The organism is Schaalia radingae (assembly GCF_900106055.1).
GTDB classification, from domain to species: domain Bacteria; phylum Actinomycetota; class Actinomycetes; order Actinomycetales; family Actinomycetaceae; genus Pauljensenia; species Pauljensenia radingae_A.
Genome location: NZ_LT629792.1, coordinates 1015480 through 1027528, shown reverse-complemented (window position 1 = coordinate 1027528; position 12049 = coordinate 1015480). Strand labels below are relative to the sequence as shown.

Below are 12049 nucleotides of genomic sequence, written 5' to 3'. Positions count from 1 at the left end.
ACCGTGGCTCGACTCGTTCTGATTGATCTTGACGGCACGCTGCTCACACGGACGCAGGACGTGCCACCATCTGCTCAAGCTGCCTGCCGCGAGGCACGCGAGGCCGGACATATTCTGGCCATGTGCACCGGCCGATCCACTCCAGAAATCTACCCGTGGCTGTGGGATCTGGGCTTTTCCGCAGTAATCGGCGGATCAGGTGCCTACGTTGAGGTCGATGGTCAGGTGATCCGCGATGAACGCATCGACCGTGCGGACATTGAATCAGTCAACGAGGTGCTGAGCCGCAATGAGTGTTTGTGGGTGTGGCAAAGTTCCGAGGCCATGCATCCGTCTGCCGACTATTTGTCAGTTTTCCCCGGCAAAGATCCCGACTGGGTGCCGTATATGCGCCAGATCGAACCGTACCTGCGCTCCGGGATACCCGATTCGGCCTCGAAATGTGCGTTCCTGGCACCTCGCGCCGGAATATTTGAGGCGATGAGCAGCCAGCTGGATGAGCGTTTCGACATCATCGGTGGATCGGTGGGTACGGCCGATGCGCGCGTCGGTGAAATCCTCAAAGCACAGTGTCACAAACTGACGGGCGCCCATGTGCTGTGTGGTCACCTTGGAATCAGCATCAGTGACGTTGTAGGAATCGGTGACTCCCCCAATGACCGTGAGCTTCTGGCGGGTGTGGGCACGAGTATCGCGATGGGCAATGGAAGCGAAGACGTCAAGGCGATCGCCTCGTGGGTGACCTCCCCCGTTGACGAGGATGGTCTGGCGCGCGCTTTTGAGTACGCCGGATTGATTAAGCGGTAGTTTCCGTTTCGGGCAGGTCATGCAGCAGTGTTGACCGGCGGGCAATCTCCGAGGGGCTCTGAATTGGCAGTCCTCGGATTTTGTCGATCACGATGCAGATAGCAGCCAGGATGGCAACTGGCAGGATCCATGACAGTCCCTGACCATACAGCGGCAGCTTCATGATGGCGGGGATCGCCCGACCAATTTCAATGTCGAAGGAACGCAGAAGGTCGTTGAGTGCGAAAACCGCCGCGAGCGCAACCGGCAGTCGATAGGCCCACACCAGGCGGAAACGCAGTGCGGCCTGGATCAGCGTGAGGAAAATCAGCGTAACGGCTACGGGGTAGAGGAGCGCGTTGAGAGGAGCCGCAATGTCGAGGATGACGGTCAGGCCCAGGTTCGCCATCAGTGCGCCGATGATGGTGAAGATGATGCTCCACCCTCGGTAATCAACAGCAGGGATCAGGGTCGCGAAATAGGAGGCGGTCGAGGTGATCAGGCCAACCGCCGTCGTCAGACATGCCAGAAGGACGATTCCGGAAAACACCCACGATCCTGCTGATCCGAGGGCGACGTGCGAAGCGTAGGCAAGCAGTTCTGCACCGTTGTTGAATTGCTGGCCAACGGAGCGACCCAGATGCCCCAGCCCCAGGTAGACAAGTCCCAGCAGTACTGCCCCGACCACACCTGACATGATGCAGGCGATGACGGAGGGGCGCCCCGCGGGTACTCCACGCGAGTACAGCGACAGCAGGACAACAATCCCGAAGACCAGTGCAGCCAGCGAATCCATCGTCAGGTAGCCCTCCAGGATGCCGGACGTGAAAGGCGAGGACGCGTATTCCTCGCTCGGCGCACTGGGAGCAGCGCTCAGGCGCGCGGATCCCACGATCACCAGGATGACGATCAATGTCAGAAGGGCGGGAGTCAGATACTTGCCCAGCGCGTCGACGATGCCGGCGCGGCGCAGTGACAGCCATAGGCTCAGAGCAAAGAACGCCACGACGAACAGGAGCAGCGCCACTGTGCCCGATATTCCGGTTGGCCCGACAAACCCCATTTCGTACGCAACGTTCGCAGTACGCGGGATCGCGTAGAACGCGCCGATCGACAGGTAGATCAGTGCCGGGAAGATCATCGCGAAAACCTTGCCGGTTCGCTTGGCAATATCTCCCAGCCCGGCGCCAGACACTGCCACCGCAATAATCGCCAGCATCGGCAGAACCACACCGGTTGACAGGAAACCAAGGATCGCCGGCCAGTAGTTCGTTCCAGCCTGCTGTCCCAGTTGTGGAGGGAAGACCAGGTTTCCCGCTCCGAAGAACATGGAGAACAGCATCAACCCCACGACAATGATGGTGGTCGGGATTCCTGCACGCTTCGCAGATGTCACTGGGCGCCTTTCGATCAACTTTCCTGTGCTGCAGACAGTTTAGCGCTCTCTCCAGCTGAGATGTTCACTCCTTCCGGCGCCACGAGGGTATCTGCCACGGTCACGGTCGTGGCATCGATGGTGCCGTACAGGCAGGTCAGTGTGAGGCCTCCCTCGTCGCGCGTCAGCGTGCCCCAACCGGTGCCCGTCATCACGACGAGGCTGCGGCGCGGCTCGCGGGCAATCCTCAGTTCGCCGGTGAACTGGTTCCACGTGATCCCTGTGAGCTCATCGAAGACGCTCCAACCGGACAGCGCGCGCGTGTAGTGGTCACCGCATTCGATTTCGTTGTACGGATTGCGTGTCGTGCCGTCGTAACGCGCCCACAGTCCGTGCAGGACCGCATAGCCTTCGTCGGTGAGCCCTTCGTGCAGGCAGTGTGCCGCCACCTGATATTCGATGCCCGTCCACACTTCGTCGCAGTATCGTGTGGGCACATCGGGTCGCCCACCGGTCGGCCATGAGCACATCAGCAGACCCGTTTCCTTGCCGGTAGCGAATGAGCGGTAGGGGTGCTCGAAGTCGTCAAAACCGGTGCGTAGGTTCAGGCGTACAACATTCTTCAGCGCCGTCACCACGTGGTCGCGTGGCAGCAGGTATCCCAGGTCAAGCTGGTGCGCCCACCATTGGCCGATGAGCTGGTCAGACAGGCACCCGTCCTTCCACTGGAAGTCGTCGCGATCCCCTTCTTCGAGGACCTGGCGGTAGTACTCGCCGGTGAACAGCGCCTCATCGTAGGCACGTGAGGATGCCTCGAAGCGTTCGCGGTAGTGGCTGGCGCGCTCATCGTCGCCCAGAAGTTTGGAAATCTCTTCCATCGCGCGCAGTGCTGCCAGCCAGTACGTTCCCATGTAGGAGTTAATGCCACACAGGTCAATGTCGTGCGTGGAGGGCTGAATGCCGTGGAGCAGTCCGGTTGAGTCGGGGTCCCATGTGTTTTCGATGTAGTCCATCAGCCGCACCAGGTTCGGCCAGTACTGCTCCAGCCATGCGCTGCCCGCCTGGTAGCGGGCTTCGCGGTAGGTGCGCAGAACGATTGACAGCATTCCGTCAAGCGCCGGATCGCCCGGTCCTCCGATTTCCCGATCCCAGATCTGTGGCGTCTCCAGTGGCAGCAGGACGCGGTGCGGGATGAATCCTTCGGGTGCCTGCGTGATGGTGAACTCTGTTTCGCGCATGGAGCGTTCCATGCGTGGGAAGAGCTTGGCTGTGGCTTGCGCGTAGGCGTGCACGTGCGTGCAATTGAGCGGACATGACCCGCCGACGAATCCAGCCCACATCGGCGTGGATGCGCCCAGGACTCCCTCGAAGGCGAATGTGCGGTCATCAGCACTTTGGAAGTAGCTCGGGGAGCGCACAATTGCGGCCTGTGTGAGCATCCGATCTGCGACTTCGCCGCCCGGTTCGTCGGCCAGGTCAGAGTTCGTCATGGCATCCACCCATGCGCGTGAGTGGTGTTCGAGGGTGTCCCAGTTTTCGTGTACGTACGCGGTGACCTGTGAGGCATCCGACCAGCGTGTGGTGTAGCGGTTTCCCAGCCAGTGTGTGGCCGGAGCGTAGGTGGGTTGTACGCCTCCAAATTGAACGAAGTTGACGTATCTGTTCGGGAAGTGCCATGTGATCGCGACGCGCACTGTGGTGGTTTCACCCGGTTCAAGGAAGAACTGCGAGACCACTCCCCCGTTCCATGTTGATCCTGAAGGGCTGGGCATGGGACGCGCTGTGATGCCGTTGGGCTGCGGGTCAGGCAGGTCATCTGGAACACCGTTCCATTCGTCGGGGCCCACCGGCTGGCGTGTCGCCATGAAGTCCATGAACTGCGCCGGATCAGTCCACTGAGGAAGGGAGCTGACGCGCGTGCCTGACACGCTCAGGCTCATGGTGCCTGCGCCGGGATCGCGCGGGGCGGATTCGTTTAAGGAGGGGTTGGTCATGGTGAGTTCGGTCCAACCGTCTGCGCGGTGGACGGTGTTGACGTTGCCGCCGTATCGCGGTGAGTGGACGCCTACCGGGTTGGTCATGCCGTCATGACCGATGGCGTTCTGCAGACCTGCGCCGAGCCAGCCGTTGAGCCCGGTCTTGGGGTCAGTGTTCGTGAAGGTGAAGGTGAAAAGGGCGGCAGGTAGTGCGGAGTCATCTTCGTTCAGCGGGATGAGCGGGGTGAATGCGTCGAGCGTGACTTTCACCGGCAGTGTGTCGTCATCGAATGTCACGGTGCCAAATGGATAGTGTCCTTCGAAGGAGGCACTGGCCATCGGTGAGAATTCCTCGAGCAGGTCGCGCTGCCAAGTCGGTACGTCATCATCGTTGACCAGGACTGTTGGTTCGTGCGGCTCACCTGGTTGGGCGATCAGGACACACTGTTCGTTGAAAGGCGGCTCCCACTGACTGATGCGTAGGGCAAAGAATGATCCGGGTAGCGTTCCCGTGTGATTTCCGATGTTGTGCAGCTGCCATTGTTTGAGTGATCCGTCCGCAGCGAGCGCCAGGTTTCCCGTTCCGATCCCGCCGAGGGGCAGAGCAGTGAATGGATGTGGGGTGGTCATCGTCGGCCTTTCATGCAATCGATTACATTTTAGGCTAATATTGCTGACAGTCCACGTCAAGACGGGTCTGCAGTGGCGCAGTCATTACACTTGACAGCAACACTGGTTGGCATTTTGCGGAAAAGACACTATGAAAAGAAAACATCAATCCATCGATGCTCCCCAACGCGTGCGCATGATCGATGTCGCTCGCGCCGCAGGGGTGTCAACGGCGACCGTCTCACGCGTGTTGAGCAATGCAGGCACCGTTAAGCCTGACCTCGCTGAACGGGTGATGGAAGCTGTCAGGCGCACGCATTATGTCCCCGATTCAACAGGTCGCGCCCTGCGCCGCCAGCGCTCGGATGTGTGGGCTGTCATCGTGTCGGATATTCAGAACCCGTACTTTTCGCGACTGGTCGCCTCCATTGAGCAGATCGCCACCGCCAACGGCCTGTCGATCGTGTTGTGTAATACGGGTGAAGATCTGGACCGCGAGCGCCGCTTTATTGCCAATGCCATTTCACAGCGCATGTGCGGAGTGATCCTGACCGCGGCGTCGGAAGCTGATGAGAACGTTGAGCTGCTGACCCGGGCCCGCATTGCCACCGTCGTCGTTGACCGGCGTGTCGGATCGTACGAGGGTGACTCGGTGCTCTTGAATAACGTTCTTGTCGGCCGGTTGGCTGCGAATCATCTGATTGAACGCGGCCACCAGCGTGTTCTGTGTTTGTTTGGTCCGTCTGCAGCTTCCACCACGTTTGACCGCTATCTGGGTTTCCAGGCCGCATGGACGGAGGCGCATCGCGATCGTCATGGTTTGCAGCTGGTGGAGACGAATATTCACGCCGGAGGAGCCCGCCAGGCGACCGCGTCCGCTTTGGCTCGAGCCCACCCGCCGACCGCTATCTACGCGGCGAACGCCGTGCTGTCGATGGGTGTGTATCGGGCGGTGCAGGAAAGTGGGCGGCGCATGCCCGAGGATGTGTCACTGATCGGCACCGATGATGCTGACTGGACGACAATGGTGTCACCTCAGGTGACTTTGATTTCGCAGCCCGTGGAGGAAATGGGGACGCGCGCGGCGTCGATTTTGCTGGAGCGGATGGAGGATCCGGACGGGGAGCCACACCATGTGGTCGTGTCGCCATCTCTGATCGAAAGGGAGACGACAGGCGCAACCATCGCGCCTTAGACGCTCATGAGGCGCCTCGCCAGACAGCGAGACGCCTCGTCAATAGACCCGTCTTACTTGTCGAGAGTCTTGAGTGCTTCCAGCGACTTCTCGACATCAACGACGGGACCGCCGTTTGCCGGTGGTTCCTCATCGATCATGATGTCCTGCTCCAGGACGTAGTATCCGTCAAATCCGGCTTCGTCGAGTTTGTTGACGATCTCGGCGAAATCGATGTCGCCCTCGCCAATGGGTGCGAACATGCCGGCCTTGACGCCTTCGCTCCATGTGAGTTCGCCGGGCAGAAGCTTGTCGGTCATTTCCTTGTGGATGTCCTTGGCGTGGACGATGTCGACGCGGTCGGCGTACTTGTTGACCAGTTCGACTACGTCTGCGCCACCGCAGGCGAGGTGGCCGGTATCCAGGCACAGGCCGACCTTCGAGTTGTCCAGGACGCGCTCGACTTCGTCAACGTTTTGCACCATGGTGCCCCAGTGCGGGTGCAGGCACGCGATCACGTTGCGCTCGGCGCATGCGGCTGAGATACGGTCAAGGTTGGTGAACAGTGTTTCCCAGCCCTTTTCGTCCAGGACTGGACGCTCGTCATAGCCTTCAACGCCGGAGTCAGCTGCGAGGATCAAGTATTTGCCGCCTGCGACCTCGAACGCATCGAGTTCTTTCTGGACGGCGGGAATCGGGTCGGTTTCAGGGTCATGCATGATGGCCAGGAAGAATGCACCGACGACGTCGAGTTCGTATTTGGCGACCTCGGTGGCGCGGGCTTCTGCTTCGAGCGGCAGCCATCCCTGGGGGCCGAATTCTGTGGCGGTCAGACCGATCTGCTTCATTTCCGTTAGGACGCGCTCCGGGCTCATCTGGTATCCCCAGCCTGGAACTTCACATACACCCCAGCTGATCGGGGCTCCTGCAATTTTCATCGTGTCAACCTTTCATGTCGTGTGGATATGCGGGCGATTCAGGACAATGTAATGGATGTGCCGGTCAGAGCGGATTCCTGTGCTGCTTCAGCGATTTGCAGCGCCTTGATCCCATCGGTGACGTTCGGGGTCGGTGTCTGGCCGTGTGCAATCGCGTCGAGGAAGGTGTTGAGCTCATTGCTGTATGCCTGGGCGTAGCGTTCCAGGAAGAAGTTGAGGTAAGGCTCTTTCGATGCGGAGAAGTTCGAAGTGGACAGCTCAACGGTTGTGGCGCGCACATTGTCGGCATTGAGCACACCGTCGGCACCGAAGACTTCCAGGCGCTGGTCATATCCGGGGGCGCAGTGGCGCGAGTTGATGATGGTCGCGACAACGCCGTTGGCGTTGCGCAGCAGGATCATTGTTGCGTCGAAGTCGTTGGCTTTCTTGATCTCCGGGTCGAAGTTCTGGCCGTAGGCGAATACCTCGACAATGTCGCCGAGGAAGAAGCGCGCCATATCGAAGTCGTGGATCGTCATGTCCTTGAAGATGCCGCCTGAGGTGGCCACGTACTGCGGGCTGGGAGCTTCGGGGTCACGCGAGGTGATGGTCACCTGCTCAACCTGGCCGATCTCACCCCGATCGACGAGGGCTTTGATCGCGGCGAAGGACGGGTCGAAGCGGCGGTTGAATCCGAGCATGATGGTCGGGTTGAGGCCTTCGAGGTCCTTCTCGAGCTGCTTAGCTGCCTCGTAATCCAGGGCGATCGGCTTTTCGCACAGTGCGGGCAGGCCGGCTTTGGCGGCGGCAATGATGTGCTGTGGGTGCTGCGGTGTCGGGGAGCAGATGACGACTGCGTCTAGGTTGTCGAGGGCGAACAGGTCCTGCGCGTCGGACAGAACCGTTGCGCCGAATCGCCCACCCAGTTCCTGCGCTGCCGGCTGATACGGATCAGCAATTGCCACAAGCTGTGCGTTGGGGTTGGCAGCGATGGTGTTGGCATGCACGTGTGCGATGCGTCCCGCACCGATGAGACCAATATTGACCATAATAAGACCTTCCTTATTGTCATGAACAACCGGCGTTGACTATCCCGTTGTGCCTCTATCCCACGATCCTATCACGGCTTGTTCTGACATTAAACCCCGATTCGGCGTCTTTCGGCACCGAATCGACGACAGATGACAGGTCTTTGCGAGATCCTCTACACAAGTAGATATGCCGCAGAAGCAATAGTTAGGACAATAACAATGGCGTTGAAGACATTTTGATTGATCCTGTTGGCGACCAGCTTGCCAACGGCACAGCTCGCAATGACGACGGGAGCCAGAATCAGCGCTATTGTCACAACCTCACGCGTTACCAGGCCTATTCCTGCTGAAAACGGCAGCTTGACAAGGTTAATGAGAAAGAAAAACCACGCCTGGGTTCCCAGGAACCTCTGAACATCAAAACCGGAGGCTAAAAAGTACATCGACATGACGGGCCCACCCGAGTTCGCGGACATCGTCGTGAAACCACCTAACGCGCCATAGATTCCGCGCACGCCGCTTCGTGCGACCGCTTTCTTCATCTTCTCCCCATAGGCGTGCATGAGCGCGAGCGTGAGGAATGTCAGTGCCAGGACAATAATTCCGATGGAGCGACGCACAACCGTGTCGGAGGCGAAGTACAGGAATGCCGCACCACAAGCCACACCGATGATGACAGATGGGATCAGCCGAAAAAGGGTTCGCCAGTCACATGTCTTGAAGTACACCCACACCGCGATTATGTCCCCTACCAGCAACAGAATCAGCAGGACGGCCGTCGATTCCCTTGCCGGTAATACTGCCGCAAACATTGCAACAGCCACGCTGACCACTCCAGGCAGAGCAGTCTTACCCAGACCTACAAATATCGACGCGATCGCTAGGACGATCCACGCTCCCGCTGACAGATCCAACTGACTTCACCTCCCTACATCGCTTTGTCCTCACAAATAATGGTAGATCTTACATGCGAGTACACACCTCTTCGTCGCAGGCAATCTATCACCTCTGAGACCAATTCACACAAACCCCTTTGTTTCTTCAAGCATTTGTGACGACATTAGTGTGCGAATACGATCTTTTGCAGAACTTTCTGCCGCCAAAACCTCCAGATATCATGACAAGACTGTTACGAAGCTTACAAGAGTGTGCTACTCTCATTCCTATCGGGTATTAACGCGCGTTAACATAGATGTTGTACTTCGCACAATATTCGAGAATGCGACTCACAACGAAGAGAGTGGATACATGACTAATCAATCGCCTCAGCTTTCGCCTCGTGAGATCGAGGACCTTGTCGAGAAAACTCCAGCATCAGGTAAACACCGCGGTATAGGCGCGTTGCAGCCGTAGCGACCATTGGTTCGTTCCTGTTCGGCTACGACACGGGAGTGATTTCCGGAGCTCTCCCCTACATGCATTTGCCGTGGGATGCAGGCGGAATGCACCTGAACACCATCCAGGAGGGATGGATCGGCGGGACCCTCCTCATCGGTGCGGCAATTGGTGCACTGTTGGGCGGACGACTTTCTGACCGATTCGGACGCCGTCACAACATCATGCTGCTCGCCGCTCTTTTCTTGGCAGGCGCTTTAATGGTCACCCTCGCTCCCAGCCTGTGGTTCATGTACGTGTCCAGATTTATCCTTGGCCTGGCCGTCGGAGGGGCATCAGCAACCGTACCGGTATATCTTGCTGAGACGGCTCCCAGAAGAATTCGTGGAACAATCGTCGCAATTGACCAATTGATGGTCGTAACTGGTCAGCTCGCTGCCTTCGCATTCAACGCAGTCATCAATCAGGTTCTCGGCGGCCCAAAGCTGACGGTGCAGGCCGATCCGCTTGGCTGCATCGAGCCCGGAACATACAACTGGCAGGACATCTCCTCGTGGATCTACCTCAAGGAACAGGTCAGTGCTAGCTGTACTCTCAACGCTCAGTCAGACCTGATTGCGTGGGCAGATTCGCTCACTCTCACGTCCGGAAACGGGTCCGGATAGCGCTTCATGATTGTTCTGTGCACGACCCGCAATCGCCTTGTGGTTGGGTATGCGTCTGATGCCGGAGTCGCCGCGCTGGTACGCGGCAAATCAGCGGTACCTTGAAGCAATCGGTGCTCTTAAGCGGGTTCGTGATGATCGCGACGAGCCGCGTTCAAAGGAATTCACAGAAATGGTTTCCGCGACCGAGCGTGACGTCCATATGAAGAAGGGCACATGGAGTGAGATGATCCGGACCAAGTGGCTTCGACGCCTCCTGGCGATCGGCATCCTCATTGCAGTGGGCAACCAGCTCACCGGCGTCAACACCGTTATGTACTACGCGCCGAAGGTCCTCGAACTTGCCGGCATGTCAACAGCTGTAGCCATTACCGCCCAGGTTCTTAATGGAATCTTGTCTGTCGCCGGGTCATCGCTGGGCCTTTACCTGATCTATCGCTTCTCTCGTCGCGGACTGCTGACGTGGAACGTGGCGGGCATCGCGGCTTCACTGCTCCTGATATCAATCCTGTTCGGCACGCTGATCGAACCTCATATTGAAGCTGGAACGCTGCCGGATCCCATCGCCGCCTACGGAGTTCTCGGGTGCATGGGAATCTTCATGCTCTTCGTCCAGTCCGGAAACAGTGTCGTGTGCTGGACCATGATGGGCGAGATGTTCCCCGCTCGTTTCCGCGGTCTCATGAATGGCACTGCCGTCTTCTGCCTGTGGGTGTCAAACGCAATCCTGACGACCACATTCCCCTGGCTCATGGCGAATTTCGGCGGAATGGTGACATATGCAGTGTTTGCGGGTATCAACGCTTTGGTTCTGCTCGGGCTCTACTTCTTCATGCCGGAAACGTCCGGCAAGTCGCTTGAAGAGATCGAAGAGGAAATGAAGGAAAACTATTCACAGAGCTGGCGTTACCGAACGGAGCGTACACGCTAAACCTGACGTTATACAGAAAGGCTGTGGGATCGAAATGATCCCACAGCCTTTTCGATGTCTGGTGTCACAACGACATGTCGACCACTGCACGACCCTGAATGTTGCCGACAGCCAATTCGTCATAGCCCTTGCCTGCATCTTCGAGCGAGAAACGCCTGGTGACGATCTGCGAGTAGTTGATGTAGCCGTTGGCGGCCATCTCGACAACCTTGGGCAGATCAACTCGTGTACGTGCACCATAGGAGCCGAGAATAGACTGTCCGCGGCGCACCGTGCGGTTGATTTCAACGCCCGCGGTCTGCACACCGGCGCCCAGCCCAATCGGCACCATCCGCCCACCATCTGACAGAGCATTCAGTGCGGACTCCCATGTTTCGGGACGTCCCAGTGCCTCGAATGCAACGTCGACGCCCTTGCCGTCGGTGAGTGCGAAGACTGCGTCGTGAACATCTTCCTTGGTGGAATTCACAACGCCCGTGGCACCCAGTTGCCTGGCCGCTTCGAGCTTGTCGTCGGCCACGTCAATCGCGATGATCTTGCTGGCGCCGAATGCCTTAGCGATCTGGATGATGTTGGAGCCAACGCCTCCGGTCGCCACGACGGCAACAGTTTCACCAAAGCGCAGGTCTGCTCCGCGGCGCACCGCACCGTAGGCCGTCATCGCCGCGCACCCCAGAATCGCGCCTGGGACAAGGTCAACGTCGTTAGGCAGAACGGCAATCGATGTCGACGGAATGACGCAGTACTGAGCCAGCGCGCCCATCGAGTACATGGCGATTTCCTCGCCGTCGGTGCCGAACAGTCGAGTCTGACCGTCGTAGAGTTTTCCTTCCAAACGGTTGAGGTTAAAGAACGTGTCGCACAGGTCATCACGGCCTTCTGCACAGTGATCGCACTGGCCGCACGGCATCAGGAATGCTCCGGCGACCTTTTGCCCCACTTCCAGGTCAGTGTGGTCGTTGTCGGGGCCTACCTCAACAATTTCTCCGGTCACTTCGTGGCCGAGTACGCACGGGTACGGGAAGGCGATTTTGCCGTGAATAACATGTAGGTCGGAATGACACATGCCACATGCTGCGACCTTGATCAGAACTTCTCGGCTCCGTGGCTTAGGCGTCTTGATCGTTTCTATCTGCATGCCTTTGGCAGGGTCACGCAGTACCGCAGCCTTCATCGTTTCTGGAATTGCCTCTGACATTTTTCCTCCATTGGATTCAGACACTTCTCACTGCCGACGCACCGGATTGTGC

At 58.4% G+C, this 12049-nt stretch carries 8 protein-coding genes and 1 pseudogene; 3 read left to right on the top strand and 6 right to left on the bottom strand.

What is annotated here, in order from left to right; genetic code table 11:
* The first annotated feature begins 3 nt into the window (after nucleotides 1-3).
* Nucleotides 4-807 (top strand): Cof-type HAD-IIB family hydrolase, encoded by an 804-nt coding sequence (locus BLT69_RS04530; RefSeq protein WP_092648494.1) that lies wholly within the window; start codon nucleotides 4-6, stop codon nucleotides 805-807.
* Here the strand turns inward: BLT69_RS04530 and brnQ are convergent.
* Both brnQ and BLT69_RS04520 read right to left on the bottom strand, forming a co-directional pair.
* The gene (gene brnQ / locus BLT69_RS04525) at nucleotides 797-2182 is read right to left on the bottom strand and encodes a branched-chain amino acid transport system II carrier protein (protein ID WP_092648493.1); all 1386 of its coding nucleotides are present in this window, start codon (nucleotides 2180-2182) and stop codon (nucleotides 797-799) included. The genes BLT69_RS04530 and brnQ overlap by 11 nt on opposite strands.
* Before the next feature lie 14 nt (nucleotides 2183-2196).
* A complete protein-coding gene (locus BLT69_RS04520; protein ID WP_092648492.1) occupies nucleotides 2197-4767 on the bottom strand; it encodes a GH116 family glycosyl hydrolase in 2571 nt (856 codons plus the stop codon).
* A gap of 130 nt (nucleotides 4768-4897) precedes the next feature.
* Between BLT69_RS04520 and BLT69_RS04515 the strand changes: the two genes are divergently transcribed.
* Complete coding sequence (locus BLT69_RS04515) at nucleotides 4898-5941, top strand: LacI family DNA-binding transcriptional regulator (protein ID WP_082628506.1); 1044 nt, start codon at nucleotides 4898-4900, stop codon at nucleotides 5939-5941.
* 53 nt (nucleotides 5942-5994) lie between these two features.
* Here BLT69_RS04515 and BLT69_RS04510 read toward each other — a convergent pair whose 3' ends face one another.
* The 3 genes from BLT69_RS04510 to BLT69_RS04500 all read right to left on the bottom strand — a co-directional run bounded on the left by BLT69_RS04510 (nucleotide 5995) and on the right by BLT69_RS04500 (nucleotide 8782).
* A complete protein-coding gene (locus BLT69_RS04510) occupies nucleotides 5995-6858 on the bottom strand; it encodes a sugar phosphate isomerase/epimerase family protein (RefSeq protein ID WP_058236536.1) in 864 nt (287 codons plus the stop codon).
* Nucleotides 6859-6896: 38 nt separating this feature from the next.
* The gene (gene iolG / locus BLT69_RS04505; RefSeq protein ID WP_058236535.1) at nucleotides 6897-7886 is read right to left on the bottom strand and encodes an inositol 2-dehydrogenase; all 990 of its coding nucleotides are present in this window, start codon (nucleotides 7884-7886) and stop codon (nucleotides 6897-6899) included.
* Nucleotides 7887-8041: 155 nt separating this feature from the next.
* The gene (locus BLT69_RS04500; protein WP_058236534.1) at nucleotides 8042-8782 is read right to left on the bottom strand and encodes a sulfite exporter TauE/SafE family protein; all 741 of its coding nucleotides are present in this window, start codon (nucleotides 8780-8782) and stop codon (nucleotides 8042-8044) included.
* Between the two features lie 334 nt (nucleotides 8783-9116).
* Between BLT69_RS04500 and BLT69_RS04495 the strand changes: the two are divergent.
* Nucleotides 9117-10799 (top strand): annotated as a pseudogene (locus BLT69_RS04495) (MFS transporter).
* Nucleotides 10800-10863: 64 nt separating this feature from the next.
* On the opposite strand, the gene BLT69_RS04490 reads toward BLT69_RS04495, so the two are convergent.
* Nucleotides 10864-11973 carry a zinc-binding dehydrogenase gene (locus tag BLT69_RS04490; protein ID WP_092649090.1) on the bottom strand — a complete coding sequence of 370 codons (1110 nt, stop codon included), beginning with the start codon at nucleotides 11971-11973 and terminating at the stop codon, nucleotides 10864-10866.
* Between the last annotated feature and the right edge of the window lie 76 nt (nucleotides 11974-12049).

What these genes read in the sequence shown, in the direction of transcription:
- BLT69_RS04520 (WP_092648492.1), bottom strand. Translation starts at nt 4,767, where the DNA reads ATGACCACCCCACATCCATTCACTGCTCTGCCCCTCGGCGGGATCGGA.
- BLT69_RS04515 (WP_082628506.1), top strand. Translation starts at nt 4,898, where the DNA reads ATGAAAAGAAAACATCAATCCATCGATGCTCCCCAACGCGTGCGCATG.
- BLT69_RS04510 (WP_058236536.1), bottom strand. Translation starts at nt 6,858, where the DNA reads ATGAAAATTGCAGGAGCCCCGATCAGCTGGGGTGTATGTGAAGTTCCA.
- iolG (WP_058236535.1), bottom strand. Translation starts at nt 7,886, where the DNA reads ATGGTCAATATTGGTCTCATCGGTGCGGGACGCATCGCACACGTGCAT.
- BLT69_RS04490 (WP_092649090.1), bottom strand. Translation starts at nt 11,973, where the DNA reads ATGAAGGCTGCGGTACTGCGTGACCCTGCCAAAGGCATGCAGATAGAA.